Raw genomic sequence first — 21,210 nt, 5'->3', positions numbered from 1 at the left:
GACTCGACGACCGGCCAGGCGACAGATAGCCAAGCAGAATTTGTACCACTTCTCTGGAGTTCTCAAGTTCAGTGGGACGCAGCGGAGTCCGGTGTCGGTAATGGCAACCAGCGAGGTAAAAATGCGACTATCTGGCGCAGTGATGCACTGCTCCAGCGCAAGCATGCTCGGCCAGGCGTTGAACCAGTGGTAATAAGAGATGAGAGATATGGGCGGAGTGAGACGGGAAACGTGAACGCCGGCACCTGGGCCGTGCCGGCGCGGGGAATTACTGCATGGCGCTGAGCATCTGCTCGGTGATGTTCTCCAGATTGGTCAAGCCGCCGCCGACCAGGTACCAGCTGTTGGGATCCACGTAATACACACGACCCTCTTTAAAAGCGGCGGTCTCGCTGAGCTGTGGGTGTTGCGCCAGGGTGTCGGCGGCGGTTTTCTCTCCACCATTGATCGCGCCTCGGTCCAGCACGATTAGCCAGTCAGGCTCGGCCTGTGCAACGGTAGTAATCGTTTGAGCGCGCGCTTTGGCTGCGGCTTCTGCTTCCGGGGTGCCAGGCTCGGGGCGTGGCTGGCGTGTTGCGTCCGGCGTTATGGGCGGCAGCACTGACTGCAGACCGGTGAGCTCGTATGCATAGCCGAAACGATCGCCCGGGGCGTGCGCCATGACATTGCCGCGCATGGTGAACAGAAACGCACCGGTCTTGCCTTCATTGGCTTTGCGCAGGGCCGCGACATTGTGGTCGATGTCGGCGAGGGCGGCTTGGGCCTGTTGATCCTTGTCGAATGCCTTGGCCAGCGCCTGGTTTGTGCTTTTGAAACTAGCAAGAAAGTCGGATGGATCGGCGGTGAAGGATATTGTCGGCGCGACCTCCTGCAGCTGGGGCATGGCTTTCTGCGAGCGCCCGCCAGCAATGATCAGTTCAGGGCTCATGTCCTTCAGTTTGGAATAGTCGGGCTCAAACAGCGAACCGACTACTGGCGTCTCGTTGAATTTCTCAAGGTTGCCGGTATAGGTCGATTGCGGTACGCCAGCGACGGGAATGTCGAGCGTGTCCAGCGTATCGAGCGCGGCCAGATCAAAAGTGACAATCTTTTCTGGCGTGGAGTCGAGCGTCAACGTACCAGCGCTGTGGGTAATCTCGAACGCGCTGACCGGGGCTGACAGGGAAACGGCTGTAGCGAGGATTGCCAAGGGAGTTAATAATTTCACACGGACCTACTTATTGTTAATGAGAGTTGTTCGCATTGTAGGCGCGCCGCACTACAGAGACTAGCGTGGAGCTGAAACGCTCAATGCCACAAATGGAAACGCGCTGCACCCACTGGTGGGCAGGTAGTGGTCAGGCGTTGTGGCGCGGAAGGGCATAAGCTCTCAAATCGTCCGGATTGAGCCGAACAGCTTGAGCGAGCTGACAGATATCAGGGCGAGAAAAAGCAGCCAATCACTTCAATTGCTCGCGCACTATGTCTTCGACCTTGCCACGTAGCCGGTTGCGCAGTTCAGCTTCGATGGCGGGGATCATGTCGTCAATCACGTCCTGCAGTACCAGCTGTACTTCCGAGCGAATACGCTCTTCCAGTCGATATTCCTTCGCCCCCGTAGGCGCATCCTCGGTCGCTTCCGATTTTTCAGCCGTTTCGGGCGGTGGCATGAATTCAGCCATCAGCTTGTCGAGGTGCACGCGCTCCTGGGCCAGGCGAGCAAGCGAGTCGTAGGGCAGGTAGGGGTTGGTCGATTGTTCGGCGGCGATGGGTGTCAATTCAAAGGGTGGCGAGGCCGGCACAGCAGGCGGCTCGGGGTCCTCGGTTTCGATAAACACATCCTGCAGTAGCGGTATGTCGAGTTCCGAGAGATCCAACTCTTCCTCGGAATGCACTTCCGGATGTTCATCCAGCAGCGTGCGGATGGACTCCAGGTCCTTCAGCAGGCGTGAGGGTTCGTCGGAATCGTGCGTCATGATCACTGCGCCACGCGAATTGGATGGGAGCTCAAAGGATAGCCCCGTTCGCGGTAGAAGCGAAAGCGGTCCCGGGCGGGAACGCGAACGCTATCATGCTCGACGATTATCTCCGCCAGACGACTGAACCGGCTGAAGAACTGCGGTGTGGCATCGGTCACGTTGATCAGCAGATCGTGGTGCGGCGACGGATCCTCACTGTAGCCACAGACTACCGGCTCATCCGGATGGTCGCTGTGCAAGCCATGGGGCACAAAACTGTCGGCGCGGAACGACCATAGCAAGCTATCCAGCTCCCCGGCTTGCTCCTCGCTGGCGCAATGCAGATACACCTTGTGTCCCTTGCCCCAAGCCTTGTGAGCCAGGCGGCAGGCGTAATCCAGCCGCGCAGCGGGTTGGTTGCTGGACAGAAGATAGAAATCGATACGGGTCATGTCATGGCCGTCAGGTGATCAATAATGTGCCTTCCAGCTTTTAGACCTGCGCCTGATTAAGCAGGTACTGGGTCAATAAAGGCACCGGACGACCGGTTGCGCCTTTTTCCTTGCCGCCGCTGATCCATGCCGTGCCGGCGATGTCCAGATGCGCCCAGGGGTAAGCCTTGGTGAAGCGCGACAGGAAGCAGGCGGCAGTGATGGTGCCAGCCTTGGGCCCACCGATGTTGGCGATATCGGCGAAGGGGCTGTCGAGCTGCTCCTGATATTCATCAAACAGCGGCAATTGCCACGCCCGGTCATCCGACTGCTTGCCGGCGTCGAGCAGTTTGCCGATTAGCTCGTCGTTATTGCCCAGCAGACCGGTGGTGTGGCTGCCGAGGGCGACAATACAGGCGCCAGTGAGCGTGGCGATATCCACCACGCTGGCCGGTTTGAAGCGCTCGGCATAGGTGAGGGCATCGCACAGTACCAGACGACCTTCGGCGTCAGTGTTGAGCACTTCGATGGTCTGGCCGGACATGCTGGTAACGATGTCGCCCGGCTTGGTCGCTGTGCTGCTGGGCATGTTTTCCGCGGCGGCAACCAGGCCCACGATGTTGATTGGCAGGCGCATGCTCACTGCCGCCTTGAGTACGCCGAACACGGTGGCCGCGCCACACATGTCATATTTCATCTCGTCCATGCCGGCGCCGGGCTTGAGGCTGATGCCGCCGGTATCGAAGGTAATGCCCTTGCCGACCAGCACGTGGGGCTGATCCTTGGGCTTGCCGCCCTGGTAACTGAAACGGATCAGTTTCGCCGGTTCCGCGCTACCGGCACTGACCGACAATAGCGAGCCCATGCCCAGCGCCTTCATGTCCTTCTCATCGAGAATCTCGATATCAAGCTCGGGGTGCTGCTTGCCGAGGACCTTGGCTTCCTTCGCCAGGAAGGTCGGGGTACACACGTTGCCGGGCAGGTTACCCAGGGTACGGGTCAGGTCGGTGCCGTCGCTGATGGCCTGGCCATGGGCAACACCGCGGGTCAGTGCATCGGCATCGGATTTGTCTGCAGACCACATCAGGACTTTTTTCAGGCGCGGCTTGGTGGCCTTCTTGCTCTTGAACTGATCGAACTGGTACAGGCTTTCACGCGCGGTTTCGACCAGCAGGCGGGTGCGGCTGTAGAGATCGCGCTGCTTGACCGGCAGGGCGGCAAAGGTAAATAGAGCATCGGTAGCACCGCCGTCCTTGAGCACAGCAATGACTTTCTGAACGAGTTTGCGGAAGCTGCGGTCGTTCAGCTCTTCGTCTTTACCGTATCCCGCCAGCAGCACGCGCTGCGCAGAAATGCCCGGGAGACCGAACAGCATCAAGGTCTGGCCGGGCTTGCCACTGATGTCGCCGTGCTTGACTGCCAGGCTGATCTGGCCGCCACAGGCCCGGTCGAGCTCCGCCGCCGCGCCGGCGAGCTTGCCCGACTCATTGATGGCTACCACTACGCAACCGGTTTTCATTGTTTCCAGTGTGCCGTGCTTGACGTTGAACTCCATGGTGCTCCTCAAGACAAATCGTGTGGTTTGACTGATAATGCAGCCCTTTACCAGCCTGAGATCAGGCTGGACGTGTGTTGCAACCAGGTGTGCTTTCCCTGCATTCTGGCCTATTCCCGTGTGCCCATAAAGCCCTGGAGCCAAGGAAGTTACTGTGATTGTCTTTCGTTATTTAAGCCGTGAGGTCTTGATGACGCTCACCGCGGTCAGCGGCGTGCTGTTGCTGATCATCATGAGCGGGCGTTTCATCAAATATCTTGCGCAAGCCGCGGCCGGGCAACTCGATCCCGGCGTTTTATTTGTCATCATGGCCTACCGGTTGCCCGGGTTCATGGTGCTCATCGTGCCGCTGGGCATGTTTCTCGGCATCCTGCTTGCCTACGGGCGTCTGCACCTCGAGAGCGAGATGACGGTTCTCTCGGCAACCGGCATCAGCGACCGCAAGATTCTGGGCTACACCCAGGGCCCTGCCTTACTGGTGGCGCTGGTGGTGGCCCTGCTCAGCCTGTGGGTCGCGCCGGCGGGTGTGGTCAAGACCCAGCAGTTGTTCAATGAACAGGACGCCATGACCGAATTCGATACCCTGGCGGCCGGGCGATTTCAGTCGGTGGGCAAGGATGCACAGCGCGTGACCTATGCCGGTGGTCTGTCGGACGACCGCACCGAGTTGCAGCAGGTATTTATTGCCGAGAAGTCGGGCTCGGGCACCGATACCAATATCGGCGTGCTGATTGCCGAGGGCGGCCGCCAACAGATGAACCCGGACGGTAGTCGTTATCTGGTGCTCAATAACGGCTATCGTTATGACGGTACGCCGGGGCAGGCGGACTTCCGTCGGGTCGAATATGAGACCTATGGCGTGCTGCTGCCCAAGCCGGAGGTGGTGACCGAAATCACCGATCGTGAAGCGATACCCACCCGGCAGCTGATAGGCGATCCCGATCTGCGTACCCGCGCCGAGCTGCAATGGCGTATCGCGTTACCGCTTCTGGTGCCGATCGTTGCGTTCTTTGCCGTGCCGCTGGCGCGAGTCAATCCGCGGCAGGGACGTTTCCTCAAATTGTTGCCTGCCGTCCTGTTGTACATGTCCTATCTGGCGTTATTGATCAGTGCGCGTGGCTGGATGGAGTCGGGGCGCATTCCTGCAGCGCTGGGGCTCTGGTGGGTGCATCTGCTGTTCCTGGCAATTGGCGTGGGGCTGAACTATCGCTCGCTGTTTGCCCGCAGCACACCCAGGAGGCACAACTATGCGGCGGCTTGATCGATATATCGGCAATTCGGTGCTGTCGAGTGTGGTGCTGGTGTCGCTGATTGTGCTCGGCCTGGATCTGCTGTTCGCCTATATCGGCGAGCTGGAAGATCTGGAGGGCGGTTACGGCGCGGTGCAGGCGCTTGGCTATGTTGTGTTGACCTTGCCGCGCCGGTTGTATGACCTGCTGCCGGTGGCGGTGCTGGTCGGCTGTCTGGTGGGGCTGGGTACGCTGGCGAGCAATTCCGAGTTGACTGTGATGCGCGCTGCGGGGGTATCGGTTGCACGTATCATCGGTGCGGTAATGAAGCCTCTGGTGGTAGTCATGCTGGGCGGCGTGCTGCTGGGTGAATATGTGGCGCCCTACACCGAAAGCCTGGCCGAGAGCCGGCGCGCCATTGCCGTCGGCAGTGGCGAGGCGATCAAGTCGAAGGGGTTATGGCACCGGGAAGGCAATGATTTCATTCATATCAATGCCGTTCAACCCGACGGCCAGTTGTATGGCATTACCCGTTATCGATTCAATGAAGAGCGCGAGCTGCAAGAGTCCAGCTTTGCCGCCCGTGCGACTGTCCATGAGGATGACTGGCTGCTTGAAGACGTGCGGTTGACCCGCTTTCTTGAAACCGGGTTGAGCGAGGTTGATACGCTGGAGCAGCAACGCTGGGATGTCGGGCTGTCCCATGAGCTCCTGCGAGTGGTACTGCTCGATCCGGACGTATTGCCGATCAGCGGTCTGTGGCGTTATCAGCAATATCTTGGTGAGCAGGAGCTGGATAGCAACGCCTACTGGCTGTCGTTCTGGAAGAAGGTCTTCCAGCCGGTCACGACTGCGGCGCTGGTGTTTGTTGCGATATCCTTCATTTTCGGACCCCTCCGTTCGGTCACGCTGGGCCAGCGCGTGTTCACCGGGGTTCTGGTGGGTTTCAGCTTCCGGATTGTTCAGGATCTGCTTGGACCATCGAGTCTTGTGTTCGGGTTTTCGCCGCTGATCGCGGTGTTATTGCCGATTCTGGTGTTGGTAATGATGGGCGTAGTGCTGATTCGTCGGGCGGGGTGAGTCTGGCGGGTTCTGCATAGCTGGAGAGGCTGCTATCGCGCCGGGTCGGCCCTCCCACAAAAAATCATCTTCAACGGTGAATTTTTGTAGGAGGGGGCTCGGAAAGCCAAGCGTCACCGCGATCTGGCTGCCAGACCAGCTAATACGATAGCTGTCTCGGCGCCAATCAGACTTCTGCAACCACATCCGGCCCCGCCCGCATAAAATCCATTTGATATCAATATGATATAAACCAGGAACAGTTATCATTTACCCAATCGGGTGAGATAAACCGCCTCCGTTATCCGCTACTTTCTGCTCCGCGATGAGCGCTGTTGTTGGTCCCGCCATTGAGCTCAACTCATGAAACCCAACTCAGAGGCGATAATGAACTCACCCTTATTGAAACTCAGCACTTTGGCTCTAGGCCTTGTACTTGCCGCTGGCGCCCACGCCGCCAACCCGGGCAATCCTGGTAATCCAGGCGGTGACCAGCCAGTCGAGTCCGGATTTCCGTCAGTAGGAAACTTCGAAGCCTCTGGCTCTTTCGCTACAACGAACGCTGGCGAAGGCCCGAGCTGCAGTATCTATCGACCCCGCACGCTTGGCGAAAACGATCTGAAGCATCCGGTCATTCTCTGGGGCAACGGCACGGGCACCCCTCCGAGCGGTTACTCCGCCTTGCTTAATCACTGGGCGAGTCACGGTTTCGTAGTCGCCGCTGCCAATACCACCAACGCCGGTTCCGGCGAGGAAATGATCGCCTGTCTGGATTATCTGGTCGAGCACAATGGCCGCGGTTCCGGCGCCTATGCCGGCAAGCTGAACCTGGACGCTGTTGGTTCTTCCGGGCATTCACAGGGCGGCGGCGGTTCGATCATGGCCGGTCAGGACAGCCGCGTTACCGCGACCGCACCCTTCCAGCCGTTCGTATTGGGCCTGGGTCACCGCAGAGCGTCGCAGTCCAACCAGAACGGTCCAATGTTCCTGATGACGGGCAGCGCCGATACCCTGGCCGGCTCTGCGGCTAACGGCCGTCCCGTTTTCAACAACGCCAACGTACCGGTGTTCTGGGGTGAGCTGCAGGGCGCAAGCCACTTTGTTCCGGCCTTCAATGGCGGCGGTTATCGTGGTCCTTCCACTGCGTGGTATCGCTACCACCTGATGGGCGACAAGAACGCTGAGACCATGTTCTACGGCGCGGATTGCACACTCTGTACCAGCAGCGACTGGGAGGTTCAGAAGAAGGGCATCCAGTGATCTGAACTCTCACGCGTGAGAGAAGGGGCTGACTGTCACACGGTCAGCCCTTTTTTTGTCCTGAGTCCGCATTTTTCGCCCATGGATAGCATGAGCGGGTTGTTTGCACCCGATAAATGGGTTTATTAACCCTGATGGTGTCGGGTCGCTAGAACCATGTAGGTTTTAATGCATTGATTAATATAAAATTTTAGATTGGCACGCTTCATGACTGTTAACTCGGCACATCAATCTCGGGGAGACGTTCATGAAGAAAGCAATTTTATCGGTCGCTGCAGCTATGTTGTTGTCGAGCAGTCTGGTTCAGGCAGACCAAGTAGTAGAGACCAGGACCGACCGCATGGTGGGCGGCGGATTCGGAGGGCTCACCGGGTTCATGGTCGGCGGCGCGGTGGGCGGTCCGATAGGCGCTCTGGTAGGCGGCGGTCTCGGCTATTTCGGTGGCGCGCAAGCTCAGCAGGCGGCGGGGCTCGATCAGACGCTATATGTGATCCAGGCCGAAGATGGCAGTCTGACGCGGGTGCGAACCTCCCGGGCAGATGCCTTTGCTGTCGGCGAGCGAATAATCCGCGACAGTGCCAATCTGAATGCGATGAGCCGTTAAGCCTGATCAGAGTGTGACGGTCGCGCCCACCTCGCAGATCTGTGGCCCATTAATTGCTGCTCAGCCCATACCCGTCAGTCATTGCAGGCTGACCGGGTTGGATCACACCGCTAACTGAGGAGCGCAACATGATTTCGAGTCGGGAAGAAGTGACCGCCATGATCCTTGCCAGCAAGGTCCGCAAAGGCCTGCGCTGGCGCGATGCAGCTGAAATGCTGGGGCTGTCCAAGGAGTTCGTGACGGCGGGCTGTCTTGGCCAGATGACCTTCGACAAGGCGCAGGCGCAAGCGCTGGGGGAGTTGTTCGAGCTGACCGATGAGGCGGTCGCCTGGTTACAGATCGTGCCCTATAAAGGTTCACTGCCTACCGCAGTGCCCTCTGATCCGCTCATCTATCGCTGGTACGAACTCGTCAATGTGTACGGTACGACTATCAAGGAGCTTATACATGAGGAGTTTGGCGACGGCATCATGAGCGCGATTGATTTCTCCATGGACATACAACGTCAGCCTGACCCCAAAGGCGACCGGGTGAATGTGGTGATGTCTGGCAAGTTTCTGCCTTACAAGAGCTATTAGGTTGGGTTGAGGGCTGCTCAGGGTGCGCTGGCAGTGGTCTTGTCCGCTCGGCGCTCCACGCCCAGTTCGCCCAGCGTAGCGGCCATGTCCTCGGCTGACGTGGCGGGCTCCACCTCGGTATCGATTTTCAGAATCCGCCCATCCTCTCCGATATAGAAAGTATGCCGCTTGGCGAAACCCAGCATGTGCAGCACGTCGTAGGCCTTGGCGACCGATTTGTCTTCATCACTCAACAGCGGAAAATCGGCGCCGGTTTCCGCCGCGAAGCCCTTGTTCTTTGCCAGTGGGTCGACGCTCGCCATGAAGTAGGTCACGTCGTACTCGCGAATGAGATGGCCATTTTCCGCCAGGGATTTGCATTCAATGGTACAACCTGAGGTATAGGCTCTCGGAAACCAGGCAAGCACCACGGCCTGCTCGCCACGATAGTCAGCCAGCCGATGTATTTCGCCATCCGAGCCGGGCAATGCGAAGTCCGGGGCCATGTCGCCTACTTCCAGGGCGCCCGCCGTTGCGGCAGCCAGGCTCAGGCAGGTCCCCAGCAGCAGTGATTTTACTGATGTGTTCATCGACTTTCTCCTGAACGTTTCGGGCAGGCTTCGGGCGTATCTTGCAGCCAACCTGAACGAGCGAAGGCACCGATAAACCATAGCTCTGGGCGGGCTCAAACGCCACTCACCCTCATGACACAGCCACCGGATTGTGATGCGCTGAGAGTTTTGATAGCGGTAGGGAGGAACGGGAGATAAACATGGCCTGCCCCAGCAAGGCAGGCCGGGGTTACGCTCAGGCGTTGATATCGACGTTCCTGGTTTCCTTGCCGATGATCAGCGCGAGCAAGGTAATGGCAGCCATCGAGGCAAGGTAAACGCCCACCAGGAAGGGACTACCATCGCCCAGACTCCATAGCCAGACAGCGATGAAGGGGGCCACTGCGGCACCGAGGATGGATGATATGTTGTAGGAAATGCCCGAGCCGGTATAACGCACATTGGTCGGGAACAGCTCGGGAAGCAATGCCCCCATCGGGCCGAAGGTCATGCCCATCAGGCTGAAGCCCAGCACCAGCCAGAGCATTACGCCAACAAAGCCCATCGACAGCAGGGGCACCCACAGCAAAGCGAACAGAATGATGGCCAGGGTCACGCAAATCAGCGTCTTGCGTCGGCCCCACCGGTCCGCCAACAGGCCAGACAGCAGGGTGAAAATGCCGAAGAACACGACGCCGAATATCAGCATCAGCACGAAGTTGTTGTAGCTGTAGCCAAGCCCCGAGAGCTGGTCTGGTGCCGGATTGATCGGCGCGCGGCCATAGCTCAGGGAGAAGGTCGTCATCAGATAAAACAGGACGTAGGTAGCGAGCATGTAGAAGGTGCCGAGGATCAGCTCGCGCCAGTTCTTGCGTACGACTTCACCCAGCGGCAGCTTGACGACCTTGCCGGAGGAAACCGCCTTGGTAAAGGTAGTGCTTTCCACAAGATTGAGGCGAATCCACAAGCCGATGATCACCATCACCGCAGAAAACAGGAAGGGAATCCGCCAGCCCCAATCGAGGAAGGCTTCGGATGGGCGCGACGGATCATCTGACGGCAGCATCGCTGCGACGGCCAAAAACAGACCGTTGGCGATGATGAAGCCCAGGGGCGCCCCCAGCTGGGGAAAAGTGCCAAACAGCGCGCGTTTACCCGCAGGTGCGTTTTCCGTAGCGACCAGCGCGGCACCGGACCACTCGCCGCCGATAGCGAAACCCTGAGCCAGGCGAAGAATGACCAGCGCCAGCGGAGCAAACCAGCCAATGCTGTGGTAGGTCGGCAACAGCCCGATCAGAAAGGTCGCGATACCCATGGTCAGCAGGGCATAGATGAGTGTGGTCTTTCGGCCGACCTTGTCGCCCAGGTGTCCGAAGAACACCGCGCCCAGCGGGCGGGCGATCATCGCCGCGCCGAAGATTGCAAAGGAGGCCAACAGGGCAGTCGTTTCATTGCCTGGCGGAAAGAACAGGTGCGGGAATACCAGCACGGCAGCGGTTGCGTATACGTAGAAGTCGTAGAACTCGATGGTGGTGCCAACCAGGCTTGCCAGCATGACACGTGAACGTGAGTTGGCGGGCACTGGCGCAGTAGCGGCTGTAGCGGTGGCTTCGGACATGGGCTGCTTATATCGTGGATGGAAGAAGTGCCGCAGTGGGAGCGGCGAGGCCGGCCATTATGGCGACGGGCCGTCTGGGGCGCCATTTTCACTGATCAGCGGCAGTAAGGGTAGGGCTTGCTCAAAGCCTGTTGGTAAACCCCAGGCTGCTGTCCTTCGGCCAGCGTCGCCGCGACGGCGTCCGAAGGACGCCCCAAATCCAGCCTCCAGCTTCTAGCCCTCTACCAAGCCCAGCTTGCCATCTGTGGTCAATCGATACCGCGCAAAATCCTTCGCCAGAAACAGATTCCCCGAGTAGCTCGTTACCGCCTCGCTGCGGACATCTTCGATGGATGGGCTGCGCGTCGGATTGGCCTGGTAGCGGGCACTGAAATGCGTCAGCACCAGATTGGTCATCCCGGCTGACTCGGCGAAGGCGCCGACCGCAGCCGCGGTGCTGTGACCGAAATCGGCTCGGGCATTTTCTGCAACGGCCTGAGTGTAGGTGGCTTCGTGGACCAATACCTGAGCCCCTTCGCAAGCCTGGGCCAGAAGCGCCGGTTTGTCGTTGTCGCCACCCACGACGATGCGTCGGGGTGTACGGTTGAAAATCAGGTAGTCATCGCTGTGTAGCGTGCGGCCTTCATATTCCACGTCGAAACCGCGTGCCAGCTGACCCCATAACGGGCCGCGGGGAATGCCCTCGGCATCCAGCTTGTCGGTATTCAATTGTGGATCAGGTCTGGCTTCGGTGAAGCGGTAACCGTAGGAGGGCACGCGATGCGAGAGGGGCACGGCTTCGGCGCGCAGGGTGTTGTTACGCCATTCACCCAGGGTTTCAGTGGCATGAAATATCAGTTCGAAGGGCAGGTAGGTCTGGCTCATGCGCAGTGTCGTCGCAATCCATTGCTCTATGCCTTCCGGTGCAATGACGTCCAGGGGCTGTGTTCTGCCGGACATGCCAGCGCTGGCCAGCAAGCCGGGCAGGCCATAGCAATGGTCGCCATGCACGTGGGTGATAAAGATCGCGCGCAGGGTGTGCAGAGTAAGCGGCGTGCGCAGGAGCTGGTGCTGGGTGGCCTCGCCGCAGTCGATCAGGTACCAGTTCTTGCCGGTTGCTTCAGTCAGGGCCAGTCCACTCACGTTGCGCGAGCGGGTGGGCGTACCGGATGAAGTGCCGAGAAATAACAGATCCAAGCGGGGCTCCCGTTTCTGCAGCGGCGCGAACGAGCGTGCTCGGCTCACTGCAATCAGTGCAGATGATTGTGCTGAGGCTACTGTAGCGCTCCAATGCCCACCGCCGCTACGGCCCGCAGAGGATGTTCTGACAGTCGTCGGATGCCCGAGCAGGAGCGACTTGACGCTGCCATAGTTATTCCATGACCCGTGCAACGTTTCGTTTTTATGCCCAACTGGACCGCTTTCTGCCCCGCGATCAGCGGGGGCGCGCATTCAATATCACCTGTGCCGAGCGGTCGACAATCAAGCACATGATTGAAGCGCTCGGCGTGCCCCATACCGAAGTCGCCCTGGTTATTGCCAACCATGAGCCGGCGGCCCTTGAGCGGATGGTTGTCGAGGGCGACCGAATAGCCCTTTATCCCAAGTTCGAGTCGCTGGATATCACTGACATTAGCGTAAGTGCGCCGCGCCCGCCCGGTGCGCCGCGCTTTGTGGCCGATTCGCATCTTGGCCGGCTGGCCCGGATGCTGCGCATGGCGGGGTTCGATACGCTGTACGATAACCAATATGCCGATGCGGCAATTGCCGAGCTGGCCAACGCGGAACAACGCATCTTGCTGACCCGCGATCGCGAGCTGCTCAAGCGGCGGGCCGTTGCTCATGGCTGCTTTGTGCATGCGCTCAAACCCGCTGTGCAGTTACAGGAACTCTATGAACGGCTCGATCTGGCGTCCGCAGCGCGGCCGTTCACGTTATGCATGGATTGCAACAGGCCGCTGCGAAGCATTCCAAAACAGGAGGTGCTCGACCAGCTGCCTCAACGCGTACGGGAGCGTCACGAGCACTTCCTTACGTGCGACCAATGCAGGCGCGTGTTCTGGGAGGGTAGCCACTGGCGCGCCATGCGCCAGGTACTGGATGGATTGTCGGCGCGTCAGTAAAGGCGCGGCAGGCGCCGCCCCGCAGCAAGGACAAGAAAGAGTTCAGGTTTTTTTAGGCGGTTTGGGCAGCAGTACAAGACGGCTCCCGGAGGCGATGTCCTGCCAGCTGCGCCCGTCCTTGTCCCACAGCGCCCAGAGTACACCGAGACCGCCGCACAACCAGGCCGGAATGGCGGCTGCAAAGCGGATCGCCGCCTGCTTCCAGGTAATCGAACGGCCGTCGGGCTGCTGCACGCGCAGGCGCCAGACCTGCATGCCAAGGGTCTGCCCCTTGAGCGTCCAGAACAGACCAAAGAACGCCACCAGGCTTAGCAGCATGATGATGCTGAGGATAGGGTCCTGATCGAGCGCCCCGGATTCAGACATGCTTTGCAAGATATCTGGGCCGTATATCTGTCGCAGAACGCCCTGCTGGTAGGCCAGCGTCAAAACCATGATCATCGCCAGGCTCAGCAGGAAATCATAGAAGGCACTGGCAATGCGACGTAGCAAACCAGGCGCCGGAAAATCTCCGGCGGGTAACAACTGCTTGACCGCCATGCGGACTCCGTGTCGGTTTAGCGCCGGCTCAACGGCTGGCGCTCGAAGGAGACGCCGGCAAGACCTTGCTGCATCAAGGCACGAATATTGGCATGGCTGTCGCCATCAGGGTCCGCCAGTACTGAACGATAATGCTCAGCAAAGCACTGCAGGGCCTGTTCATCGCTCAGGCCCATGTCCAGCGCCATGGCGAGCACCTTGCACGAACCCTGGTTCTGCTCGGCAGTGTTGTGAACAGCGCCGTTATCGAAGGCGCTGGGTTGGTAATCATAGTGTTCATCGATGAACGCGAGGGTATCGGCAAACTGATGCTGCGGTGTGCCGAGCTGCGCGAGAAAGCCTGCCGGAGTCATGCCTTGTCCTGTTTTGATTGGTCGAATGCGGCCTGTTGGGCGGGCGTCGCGTCCTTCTGATACCTGGCTTTCCACTCGGCATAGGGCATGCCGTAGATGGCCTCGCGTGCTTCGTCGGGCGTGATGGAAATATCCATATCATCGGCGGCGTTCTTGTACCACTTGGCAAGGCAGTTGCGGCAGAACCCGGCCAGGGTCATCAGATCAATATTCTGCACATCCTTGCGGCTGCTCAGATGGCTTACCAGATTGCGGAAGGCTGCGGCTTCTACTTCGAGGCGCTCTTGCTTCGTCATGGTTCTACTCCGAATGGGTCAGGGCGTGCTTGCTCGGATGATACTGACGGACTGTGTGGGCAGCAATCACTCGCCCGCGCTTCTTTTGAGGTGACAGATTGAGGCCTCGGATCGCCGTCTCGGCCATCCTGGCCGTTATTCCCTGGCGGCGCTGAGCGTAATCGAAACCGACTCGGCAAAGCGTAGCGCATGGGGTTTGTCGACCTCCACTTCGGCGTACTGCACCTGCGGGTACTGCATGACAATATCCAGCAGTTCCTGCGTCAGGCGCTCGAGCAGGGCAAATCGATTTTCCTCGACGTGACTGATCAGCGCCTTGGTCACGGTGCGGTAGTTCAGCGCGTGCTCGATCTCGTTGACCTGCACCGCCCCCGTCGCCGGGTAGAGGATGGTGACGTTGATCAGCACGTCCTGGCGGTTGCGCACTTCGTCGTCGTTGATGCCGATGAACGTGCGCAAGCGCAGATCCTTGATGCGGATGCGCGCCAGGCCGGGAGTTAGCGTAGCCATAAAATCCCTACCTTGTGATCAGCTGCAGGAATTCCTGCCGGGTGGTTCCGGAACTGCGGAACGCGCCGAGCATGACGGAGGTGTGCATGGAGGAGTTCTGCTTCTCCACGCCGCGCATCATCATGCACATATGCTTGGCTTCAATGACGACAGCGACGCCGGCGGCGTTGGTGACCTGCTGCAGGGCATCGGCGATCTGCCTGGTGAGGTTTTCCTGGATCTGCAACCGGCGCGCATACATGTCGACGATACGCGCCACCTTGGACAGGCCGATGACCTTGCCGGTGGGCATATAGGCCACGTGGGCCTTGCCAATGAATGGCAGCATATGATGCTCACACATCGAGTACAGCTCGATATCCTTGACGATCACCATTTCGTCATTGTCAGATTCGAACAGGGCGCCGTTGACGATCTCGTCCAGGGATTGTTCATAGCCACGGCAGAGGAACTGCATCGCCTTGGCTGCACGCTGCGGCGTGCCTTTCAGTCCGCCACGCTGGGGATCTTCACCCAGGTTGGTGAGGATCTCGTGGTAATTCTGGGTCAGTTTGTCGAGGCTCATCGGGTGCTCTCATCCACTCATTTGAGGTGCCTGCCGCCATTCAGCTGCAGACAGGTACCGGTTGTATAGGGCGAATCCATCAGGTAGCGGACGGACTGATACACGACGTCGGGCCCGGGCTCGATACCCAGGGCAGATTTGCCCAGGGCTTTCGCGCGGTAGGCTGTGTCGTCGCGCTGGTTGAACATGATCAGCGCCGGTGCGATCGAATTGACCTTGATCTCCGGCGCCAGCCGCGCGGCGAAGGACAGTGTCAACGATTCAAGCCCTGCCTTGCTCGCGCAGTAGGCGGTGTGCCTGGCGCTGCCGCGGCGCACGACATCATCGGTTATATGGATAATATCGGCAGGCTTGCCGGCTTCGAACAGGCTGGCACAGGCGTTATTGAGCATATACGGCGCCTGCATATGCACCATGACCATCTGCTCCAGGGCGTCGGGCTGATCGTCGCCAAGCCACAGCGAGGCGTTGTGAATCAGCGCCCGCAGCCGGATCTGACGCGTCATCAGCTCATGGATCAGTGTCTGTATGCCGGCACGCGTCGAGAAGTCCGCCTGGATGACATCGATGCCCTGCAAGGGAGTCGTCTGCCATTCCGCGCGCAAATGGCGACAGGTAATGATCACATGGAAGCCGTCTTCGGCGAGGCGTTGCGCGCAGTGCAAGCCTATGCGTTGCGCTCCTCCTGTGATGACAACAGTCGTCCTGTTGCTCATTGCCTTTCTCCCTGCAGTGCGTCGGCTACACGGCTGATACAGCCGGTCATTACATCGGCCGGGGATATTACCATACCTTGTCCGGGAGGGCTGGTGCGACCGGGCATCCGATTTACGGCATAATGCGCGTTTTCCATACAGCGACAGGGGGAGCGATGCACCTGGGGATAATAAGCGGTTCGGTTTTCGGCACGGCGGATCTGGTTGCCGATGAAGCAGCCACACACTGTGAAGCGGCCGGGCTGCAGATAACCCGCATCAAGCAACCGACAGTCGATACGCTGGTTGGCGCTGCGGTTGATGCGCTGCTGGTCGTCTGCTCGACCACCGGCATGGGCGAAATTCCGGACAGCCTGATGCCATTCTATGTGGAAATGCAGGACCGGTTTCCCCTACTGACAGGCGTGCCTTTCGGCGTGATTGCGTTGGGGGACGCTGGCTACGGTGATACGTTCTGCCAGGGCGGTCAGCAGGTTCGGGAATTGTTACAGGAATTGCAGGGCCGGGAGGCGATCGCGATGCTGGAGCTGGACGCCAGCGAGACCGTTACGCCGGAAACCGACGCCTTGCCCTGGCTGGATGAGTTCATCAGTCACCTGAAAAGCGCCTGACCGGCGCTATTCGGCTTCCTCAAGCGTGGCATTGCCCACGGCCAGTCGGGTAAGTGCCGGCTCATCCAGAATGATGATCTCGCCATACTTGATTTGCAGCCAGCCGGCTTGTTCCAGGCGCTTGAGTAGCTTGTTGACGCTCTGGCGCGAGCTGTTGAGCATCAACCCTAGCGCCTCCTGCGATAGCTGAATGGACGGCAAGGCGTGTTCATTGCGGGTCTCACCATAGGAATGCGCATGGGTCAGCAATCGCTTGGCCAGTCTCGCGGGCAATGGCAGTAATGCGCTGTCTTCAAGCATGGCAAAGGACAGACGCAGCCGCCGGCACAACAGGCGCATGAAATGCGGATACAGCTCCGGACGCCGCTCAAGCAGTTGGTGAAAGCCCTGGCGCGGGATCATTAGCAGTTCGGTGGTTCCGCTGGCATGCGCATCGTGGGTTCTGGGCAGACCGTCAAACAGCGATATCTCGCCGAACCAGCTCCCCGGGCTGAGCACCGTGAGCAAGGCTTCACGGCCATCGGCGCCGGTACTGCTGATTCGCACTGCGCCGCTGATCACGCCGTAAAGCCCGTCGGGTGGGTCATCCTTGGCATGCAGGCGTTCGCCGTCGCCGAGGGTGCGCACCCGCGCCAGACCGAGCATATCCTCAAGCCCATCGGCCGGCAGCTCACGCAGCCAGCGATTGCGTTGTATAAGGTCTTCGTAACGGCCCGCCGCGCCGCCGGACACTGTCATCCGCTTGACAGTCCTCTTTGCTGTCACCCTCTAGACTCCTGCTACTGTTAATAATCGCGAGTATGCCGCAAGACGCCATCCGGCGCCCGGCTTCTGTGAACAAGAGGAATGACGCATGAACGCAATCCAGTCCCTTCAAAGTCTTGATGTGAAGTCGCAGGTCAGCGCCGAAGAATGGCAGACGCGGGTAGACCTGGCGGCCTGCTACCGACTGATTGCCATGTATGGCTGGGATGATGTGGTGTTCACCCACGTCTCGGCAAAGATCCCCGGCACCGAACATTTTCTGATCAACCCCTACGGGCTGATGTTCGAGGAAATAACCGCCTCGAGCCTGGTGAAAATCGATCTGCAGGGCAACAAGCTCATGGAGTCGCCGTTCGAGATCAACCCCGCCGGCTTCACCATCCACAGCGCGGTACATGAGGTGCGTCACGAAGCAGGTTGCGTGTTGCATACCCATACGCCGGAGGGCGTGGGTGTCTCCTGCCAGAAGGAAGGCATCCTGCCGATTTCGCAGCAGGCACTGTTTGTCCTGTGCAGCCTCGCTTACCACGAGTACGAAGGCGTGGCGTTGAACGAGGAAGAGAAGAGCAGACTGCAGGCGCACCTCGGCCGCGCCAATAACCTGGTGCTGCGTAACCACGGGCTGTTGACTTGCGGCCGCAGCATTTCCGATGCCTTCCTGACCATGTACACGCTGCAGCGTTGCTGCGAAATTCAGGTCGCCGCGCAGGCCGGCGGTAGCGAGTTGACCACTATTTCGCAAACAATCCTCGACGGTGCCGTGGAAAGCATGCGCAAGGTCACCCGTGGCGCCGGCAGTGGCATCGCCTGGCCAGCTTTGCTGCGCAAGATTCAGCGGGTCAATCCGGGATTTGATGTTTGAGCCATTCGGTCGAAGGTATGCCTATAACAACGGGCCGGCAGTCATGCACAGGCTGATTCGCTATATGCCCGAGCGCAAGGTGCACCGCGAGCGCTGGGTCGGCGCTATGCAACGCACCAGCGTGCCGATGCGGGTGATCGACGGCGCGGTGGACCCGGTGTCCGGCGCGCATATGGTGGCGCGCTACCGTGAGTTGATCACCCGGGCTGATACCGTGCTGCTGGACGGCATCGGCCACTATCCGCAGGTCGAAGCGCCGGAGCAGGCGCTGGCGCTGGCGGCTTATCTGGTGTTTCGGTCGGCTCCGGCTGAAGCCGCCTGAGCAACCGTTAGTAGGGTACGGGTACGCGCCGCGGACGTGCGGCGCGTTTTCATTTTAGTTAACGCTGCTCTTCGCGCAGAAACACCAGCTTGTTTGCCGACGAGCTGGCCGAATTGAAGCGGTATCCGTCCAGGTCGAAATCCTTCAGGCCTTCCGGATCGGTCACGCGTTCCTTGATGACATAGCGGGCCATCAGGCCGCGCGCTTTCTTTGCATAGAAACTGATGATCTTGTATTCGCCGTTCTTGCGATCCTTGAACACGGTGTCGATCACCCGGGCCTTCAGCGCTCTGGGCTTCACCGCGCCGAAGTATTCCTGAGATGCGAGATTCAGCAATATGTCGTCGCCCTGCTCGGCGAGGGCCTGGTTCAGGGATTCGCTGATGCGCTCGTCCCAGAATGCGTAGAGATCCTTGCCGCGCGGATTGGCCAGTTTGGTGCCCATCTCCAACCGGTAAGGTTGCATCAGATCCAGCGGACGCAGCGTGCCGTACAGACCGGAGAGCATGCGCAGATGTTTCTGGGCGAAATCGAAGTCCGCCTCGCTGAAATCCTCGGCCGCCAGCCCGGTATATACGTCACCCTTGAAGGCCAGCAACGCCTGCTTGCTGTTCTCCGTAGTGAATGTCTCGCTCCAGCTGCCGTAGCGGGCAACGTTGAGCGCGGCAAGCTTGTCGGACAACTTCATCAGTTTGGCGATGTCCTGCACGGATTTGTCCTGCAGGATCTCGATCAGTTCTTTGCTGTGCTCAAGGTGCCGCGGCAGCGTGTGGCGCTCGGTCGAGGGCGGGGTTTCGTAATCCAGGGTCTTGGCAGGGGAAATCACCATCAACATGACAGACAGCTCCTAATCGCATAATGCGGCCATTATGCCGCAAGAAGGAGCCGATCAGCGCTTATGGAGTTGATAGTGCCTGACTATGGGGGCGAGCCCGCAAGTGGCCGGGGTACCCCGGCACTTGCAGTGATGTTTTCCTCAGAGGTGTGTCTCGGCATATTCCGCGAGGATCGAGCGGGGCACACCCTGCAGGTGGATATGCACGCCGTGGGGGAAGTCCTTGAAGCATTCGGTCAGGTAGGTGAGCCCTGAACTGGTAGCGTTCAGGTACGGTGTATCGATTTGCGCCAGATTGCCGAGGCAGACAACCTTTGAGCCAGCGCCGGCGCGGGTAATGATGGTCTTGACCTGATGCGGAGTGAGATTCTGGCTCTCGTCGATGATGATGAGACTTTGCTGAAAACTGCGCCCGCGGATGTAGTTGAGTGATTTGAACTGCAGCGGCACCCGGTCGAGGATGTAATCCACGCTGCCGTGGGTGCACTCGTCGTCCATGTGCAGCGCTTCCAGGTTATCGGTGATGGCGCCCAGCCAGGGCTCCATTTTTTCCGCCTCGGTGCCCGGCAGGAAACCGATGTCCTCGTCCAGCCCCTGGATGCTGCGGGTGGCAATGATACGCCGGTAGGTCTTGCTGACCATGGTCTGCTCGATCGCGGCCGCCAGCGCCAGAATGGTTTTACCCGAACCGGCCGCTCCGGTCAGGTTGACCAGGTGGATGTCCGGGTCGAGCAGCGCCAGCATCGCCAGCGACTGGAACACATCACGTGGTCGCAGACCCCAGGCCTCCTGATGCAGTAGCGGCTCCTGATGCAGATCCTGCAGCATCAGCCGTCCGCCCTCGCGGGATCTCACCCAGCCGACGAAGCCCTGACCATCAATGATGAAATCGTTGATGTGCAGGCCCGGGATCGGCGCGTTGAGTTCCACCTGGTGCATGGTCTTGCCCAGACGCTGCTGGGTTTCGACCTTGGTTACGCCATCCCAGAAAGAGCCTTCGATCTCATGATAGCCGCGTGCAAGGAGCGAGATATCGTCGAGCAACTTGTCGGTCTGGTAATCCTCGGCATCAATACCGCATGCGCGCGCCTTGAGGCGCATGTTGATGTCCTTGGATACCAGTACGATGCGGTTGTCGGGATGGCGCTGCTGAAGCTGGCACAGCTGGTTGATGATCTTGTTGTCGTTGATGTCGTTGGGCAGGCAGTGGGAGGGGATGGGTGCCTTGTCCATGAGTATTGCGAGGGTGCCGATGTTGCCGAGTTTACCGCGTTGGATGGGAACGCCTTGTTCAACCAGGTCGGGGGGAGAATCTGCCAGCGTGTGATCTATCTGGCGTATGGCCTGGCGACAATCTGCTGCTGTGCTGGTCTTGCCGGACTTCAGTTTGTCGAGTTCTTCCAGAACAGTCATCGGAATGATGACGTGGTGTTCTTCAAAATTCAAAACCGCATTGGGATCGTGTATCAGGACGTTGGTATCAAGGACGTAGTAGGAGTGTCGGGTTGGTCCGGACGCTTCCATATGCCATCACCTCGCAGGCCGAATATACGTGGCTGTATCAGGCGCCGAATCTGCACCTGGCAGTCCGTAGGGCCGACTCTGGGGAGCCTGTCAGTATCATGGGATCACCGTCAGGCTTCCGGTCGGTTAATCTGTGTATAGCGCAGGAAAGATGACATTCACAAGCACTTGAAGCGTGTTTGTGAAATTAAGCGGTTAATTGACAGACGGTGATGTTCAGCCGTTGCGTTGGCGCGCTATATTGGTGGGCGAGGTTGGATTTGGGTGGTGTTTGGCTGGGCCTTGGTTGTTCGCTGGAGGGCCCGAGCGGGCTGGCGAAATTGGGCTGGCCTATCGGCCAGATCGCCGCGACGGTTCGGCGCTCCGATCGCGCCTTGTATGGTTTTCCTACAGGTCCAAAACCAAAAT

General features: G+C 59.3%; 25 protein-coding genes and 1 pseudogene. 9 read left to right on the top strand and 17 right to left on the bottom strand.

Annotated elements, in window-relative coordinates; genetic code table 11:
* Positions 1-268 precede the first annotated feature (268 nt).
* The 4 genes from FZE95_RS12800 to FZE95_RS12785 form a co-directional block, all read right to left on the bottom strand.
* On the bottom strand, positions 269-1,207 hold the full coding sequence (locus FZE95_RS12800) for a siderophore ABC transporter substrate-binding protein (protein ID WP_223825054.1): 939 nt from the start codon (positions 1,205-1,207) through the stop codon (positions 269-271).
* 232 nt (positions 1,208-1,439) lie between these two features.
* Positions 1,440-1,955, bottom strand: coding sequence for a hypothetical protein (locus FZE95_RS12795; protein WP_150301263.1), 516 nt, complete (start codon positions 1,953-1,955; stop codon positions 1,440-1,442).
* Between the two features lie 2 nt (positions 1,956-1,957).
* On the bottom strand, positions 1,958-2,389 hold the full coding sequence (locus FZE95_RS12790) for a DNA polymerase III subunit chi (protein ID WP_150301262.1): 432 nt from the start codon (positions 2,387-2,389) through the stop codon (positions 1,958-1,960).
* Positions 2,390-2,429: 40 nt separating this feature from the next.
* Positions 2,430-3,923 carry a leucyl aminopeptidase gene (locus FZE95_RS12785; RefSeq protein WP_150301261.1) on the bottom strand — a complete coding sequence of 498 codons (1,494 nt, stop codon included), beginning with the start codon at positions 3,921-3,923 and terminating at the stop codon, positions 2,430-2,432.
* A gap of 154 nt (positions 3,924-4,077) precedes the next feature.
* Here FZE95_RS12785 and lptF point away from each other — a divergent pair, with 154 nt between their 5' ends.
* The 5 genes from lptF to cynS all read left to right on the top strand — a co-directional run bounded on the left by lptF (position 4,078) and on the right by cynS (position 8,653).
* On the top strand, positions 4,078-5,184 hold the full coding sequence (lptF, locus tag FZE95_RS12780) for an LPS export ABC transporter permease LptF (protein WP_150301260.1): 1,107 nt from the start codon (positions 4,078-4,080) through the stop codon (positions 5,182-5,184).
* Positions 5,171-6,232, top strand: coding sequence for an LPS export ABC transporter permease LptG (lptG, locus tag FZE95_RS12775; protein ID WP_150301259.1), 1,062 nt, complete (start codon positions 5,171-5,173; stop codon positions 6,230-6,232). Before lptF ends, lptG begins: the two co-directional genes overlap by 14 nt.
* A 366-nt stretch (positions 6,233-6,598) precedes the next feature.
* A complete protein-coding gene (locus FZE95_RS12770; RefSeq protein ID WP_150301258.1) occupies positions 6,599-7,471 on the top strand; it encodes a poly(ethylene terephthalate) hydrolase family protein in 873 nt (290 codons plus the stop codon).
* A gap of 247 nt (positions 7,472-7,718) precedes the next feature.
* Positions 7,719-8,075: a hypothetical protein gene (locus FZE95_RS12765; protein ID WP_150301257.1), complete on the top strand. Its 357-nt coding sequence runs from the start codon at positions 7,719-7,721 to the stop codon at positions 8,073-8,075.
* A gap of 128 nt (positions 8,076-8,203) precedes the next feature.
* Positions 8,204-8,653, top strand: coding sequence for a cyanase (gene cynS / locus FZE95_RS12760; protein ID WP_150301256.1), 450 nt, complete (start codon positions 8,204-8,206; stop codon positions 8,651-8,653).
* 17 nt (positions 8,654-8,670) lie between these two features.
* Here cynS and FZE95_RS12755 read toward each other — a convergent pair whose 3' ends face one another.
* The 3 genes from FZE95_RS12755 to FZE95_RS12745 all read right to left on the bottom strand — a co-directional run bounded on the left by FZE95_RS12755 (position 8,671) and on the right by FZE95_RS12745 (position 11,977).
* The gene (locus FZE95_RS12755) at positions 8,671-9,222 is read right to left on the bottom strand and encodes a peroxiredoxin (protein ID WP_150301255.1); all 552 of its coding nucleotides are present in this window, start codon (positions 9,220-9,222) and stop codon (positions 8,671-8,673) included.
* Positions 9,223-9,439: 217 nt separating this feature from the next.
* Entirely contained in the window at positions 9,440-10,801 is a 1,362-nt protein-coding gene (locus FZE95_RS12750) for an MFS transporter (RefSeq protein ID WP_150301254.1), read from the bottom strand.
* Positions 10,802-11,014: 213 nt separating this feature from the next.
* Positions 11,015-11,977 carry a ribonuclease Z gene (locus FZE95_RS12745; protein ID WP_150301253.1) on the bottom strand — a complete coding sequence of 321 codons (963 nt, stop codon included), beginning with the start codon at positions 11,975-11,977 and terminating at the stop codon, positions 11,015-11,017.
* A gap of 182 nt (positions 11,978-12,159) precedes the next feature.
* Between FZE95_RS12745 and FZE95_RS12740 the strand changes: the two genes are divergently transcribed.
* Complete coding sequence (locus tag FZE95_RS12740; protein WP_150301252.1) at positions 12,160-12,903, top strand: Mut7-C RNAse domain-containing protein; 744 nt, start codon at positions 12,160-12,162, stop codon at positions 12,901-12,903.
* A 42-nt stretch (positions 12,904-12,945) separates the two neighbouring features.
* Here the strand turns inward: FZE95_RS12740 and FZE95_RS12735 are convergent, their stop codons facing one another.
* From FZE95_RS12735 to folM, 6 genes are all read right to left on the bottom strand, one after another.
* Positions 12,946-13,443, bottom strand: coding sequence for an RDD family protein (locus tag FZE95_RS12735; RefSeq protein ID WP_150301251.1), 498 nt, complete (start codon positions 13,441-13,443; stop codon positions 12,946-12,948).
* A 17-nt stretch (positions 13,444-13,460) separates the two neighbouring features.
* Positions 13,461-13,796 carry a HopJ type III effector protein gene (locus FZE95_RS12730; protein ID WP_150301250.1) on the bottom strand — a complete coding sequence of 112 codons (336 nt, stop codon included), beginning with the start codon at positions 13,794-13,796 and terminating at the stop codon, positions 13,461-13,463.
* Positions 13,793-14,092: a DUF1244 domain-containing protein gene (locus FZE95_RS12725; RefSeq protein ID WP_150301249.1), complete on the bottom strand. Its 300-nt coding sequence runs from the start codon at positions 14,090-14,092 to the stop codon at positions 13,793-13,795. Before FZE95_RS12725 ends, FZE95_RS12730 begins: the two co-directional genes overlap by 4 nt.
* Before the next feature lie 135 nt (positions 14,093-14,227).
* Positions 14,228-14,602 carry a dihydroneopterin triphosphate 2'-epimerase gene (gene folX, locus FZE95_RS12720; RefSeq protein ID WP_150301248.1) on the bottom strand — a complete coding sequence of 125 codons (375 nt, stop codon included), beginning with the start codon at positions 14,600-14,602 and terminating at the stop codon, positions 14,228-14,230.
* 7 nt (positions 14,603-14,609) lie between these two features.
* Positions 14,610-15,167, bottom strand: a complete 558-nt coding sequence (folE, locus tag FZE95_RS12715) for a GTP cyclohydrolase I FolE (RefSeq protein ID WP_150301247.1) — start codon at positions 15,165-15,167, stop codon at positions 14,610-14,612.
* Positions 15,168-15,184: 17 nt separating this feature from the next.
* A complete protein-coding gene (gene folM, locus FZE95_RS12710) occupies positions 15,185-15,883 on the bottom strand; it encodes a dihydromonapterin reductase (protein ID WP_150301246.1) in 699 nt (232 codons plus the stop codon).
* A 155-nt stretch (positions 15,884-16,038) separates the two neighbouring features.
* Between folM and FZE95_RS12705 the strand changes: the two genes are divergently transcribed.
* A complete protein-coding gene (locus tag FZE95_RS12705; protein ID WP_150301245.1) occupies positions 16,039-16,494 on the top strand; it encodes a flavodoxin domain-containing protein in 456 nt (151 codons plus the stop codon).
* 6 nt (positions 16,495-16,500) lie between these two features.
* Here the strand turns inward: FZE95_RS12705 and FZE95_RS12700 are convergent, their stop codons facing one another.
* Positions 16,501-17,259 (bottom strand): Crp/Fnr family transcriptional regulator, encoded by a 759-nt coding sequence (locus FZE95_RS12700; RefSeq protein WP_150301244.1) that lies wholly within the window; start codon positions 17,257-17,259, stop codon positions 16,501-16,503.
* An 88-nt stretch (positions 17,260-17,347) separates the two neighbouring features.
* Between FZE95_RS12700 and FZE95_RS12695 the strand changes: the two genes are divergently transcribed.
* Positions 17,348-18,121, top strand: a complete 774-nt coding sequence (locus FZE95_RS12695) for a class II aldolase/adducin family protein (protein WP_150301243.1) — start codon at positions 17,348-17,350, stop codon at positions 18,119-18,121.
* Between the two features lie 19 nt (positions 18,122-18,140).
* Positions 18,141-18,443 (top strand): annotated as a pseudogene (locus FZE95_RS12690) (alpha/beta fold hydrolase); the annotation flags it as partial.
* Positions 18,444-18,501: 58 nt separating this feature from the next.
* Here FZE95_RS12690 and yaaA read toward each other — a convergent pair.
* The 3 genes from yaaA to FZE95_RS19770 form a co-directional block, all read right to left on the bottom strand.
* Positions 18,502-19,278, bottom strand: coding sequence for a peroxide stress protein YaaA (yaaA, locus tag FZE95_RS12685; protein WP_150301242.1), 777 nt, complete (start codon positions 19,276-19,278; stop codon positions 18,502-18,504).
* A 141-nt stretch (positions 19,279-19,419) separates the two neighbouring features.
* Positions 19,420-20,802 carry a PhoH family protein gene (locus FZE95_RS12680; RefSeq protein WP_150301241.1) on the bottom strand — a complete coding sequence of 461 codons (1,383 nt, stop codon included), beginning with the start codon at positions 20,800-20,802 and terminating at the stop codon, positions 19,420-19,422.
* A 187-nt stretch (positions 20,803-20,989) separates the two neighbouring features.
* Positions 20,990-21,210, bottom strand: a 221-nt coding sequence (locus FZE95_RS19770; protein ID WP_223825053.1) for a hypothetical protein, incomplete at its 5' end; no start/stop codon positions are given.

The sequence above is a fragment of the Pseudomonas profundi genome (assembly GCF_008638305.1).
Taxonomy (GTDB): Bacteria; Pseudomonadota; Gammaproteobacteria; order Pseudomonadales; family Pseudomonadaceae; genus Halopseudomonas; species Halopseudomonas profundi.
This window is presented reverse-complemented; position numbering and strand designations above follow the sequence as displayed.

Excerpts from the sequence above, each read along its gene's own strand:
- FZE95_RS12770 (WP_150301258.1), top strand. The coding sequence starts at position 6,599 with ATGAACTCACCCTTATTGAAACTCAGCACTTTGGCTCTAGGCCTTGTA.
- FZE95_RS12750 (WP_150301254.1), bottom strand. The coding sequence starts at position 10,801 with ATGTCCGAAGCCACCGCTACAGCCGCTACTGCGCCAGTGCCCGCCAAC.
- FZE95_RS12725 (WP_150301249.1), bottom strand. The coding sequence starts at position 14,092 with ATGACGAAGCAAGAGCGCCTCGAAGTAGAAGCCGCAGCCTTCCGCAAT.
- folX (WP_150301248.1), bottom strand. The coding sequence starts at position 14,602 with ATGGCTACGCTAACTCCCGGCCTGGCGCGCATCCGCATCAAGGATCTG.
- lptG (WP_150301259.1), top strand. The coding sequence starts at position 5,171 with ATGCGGCGGCTTGATCGATATATCGGCAATTCGGTGCTGTCGAGTGTG.
- FZE95_RS12765 (WP_150301257.1), top strand. The coding sequence starts at position 7,719 with ATGAAGAAAGCAATTTTATCGGTCGCTGCAGCTATGTTGTTGTCGAGC.
- FZE95_RS12740 (WP_150301252.1), top strand. The coding sequence starts at position 12,160 with ATGACCCGTGCAACGTTTCGTTTTTATGCCCAACTGGACCGCTTTCTG.
- FZE95_RS12735 (WP_150301251.1), bottom strand. The coding sequence starts at position 13,443 with ATGGCGGTCAAGCAGTTGTTACCCGCCGGAGATTTTCCGGCGCCTGGT.
- FZE95_RS12790 (WP_150301262.1), bottom strand. The coding sequence starts at position 2,389 with ATGACCCGTATCGATTTCTATCTTCTGTCCAGCAACCAACCCGCTGCG.
- cynS (WP_150301256.1), top strand. The coding sequence starts at position 8,204 with ATGATTTCGAGTCGGGAAGAAGTGACCGCCATGATCCTTGCCAGCAAG.
- FZE95_RS12705 (WP_150301245.1), top strand. The coding sequence starts at position 16,039 with ATGCACCTGGGGATAATAAGCGGTTCGGTTTTCGGCACGGCGGATCTG.
- FZE95_RS12795 (WP_150301263.1), bottom strand. The coding sequence starts at position 1,955 with ATGACGCACGATTCCGACGAACCCTCACGCCTGCTGAAGGACCTGGAG.
- yaaA (WP_150301242.1), bottom strand. The coding sequence starts at position 19,278 with ATGTTGATGGTGATTTCCCCTGCCAAGACCCTGGATTACGAAACCCCG.
- FZE95_RS12755 (WP_150301255.1), bottom strand. The coding sequence starts at position 9,222 with ATGAACACATCAGTAAAATCACTGCTGCTGGGGACCTGCCTGAGCCTG.
- FZE95_RS12695 (WP_150301243.1), top strand. The coding sequence starts at position 17,348 with ATGAACGCAATCCAGTCCCTTCAAAGTCTTGATGTGAAGTCGCAGGTC.
- FZE95_RS12680 (WP_150301241.1), bottom strand. The coding sequence starts at position 20,802 with ATGGAAGCGTCCGGACCAACCCGACACTCCTACTACGTCCTTGATACC.
- folE (WP_150301247.1), bottom strand. The coding sequence starts at position 15,167 with ATGAGCCTCGACAAACTGACCCAGAATTACCACGAGATCCTCACCAAC.
- FZE95_RS12785 (WP_150301261.1), bottom strand. The coding sequence starts at position 3,923 with ATGGAGTTCAACGTCAAGCACGGCACACTGGAAACAATGAAAACCGGT.
- FZE95_RS12730 (WP_150301250.1), bottom strand. The coding sequence starts at position 13,796 with ATGACTCCGGCAGGCTTTCTCGCGCAGCTCGGCACACCGCAGCATCAG.
- folM (WP_150301246.1), bottom strand. The coding sequence starts at position 15,883 with ATGAGCAACAGGACGACTGTTGTCATCACAGGAGGAGCGCAACGCATA.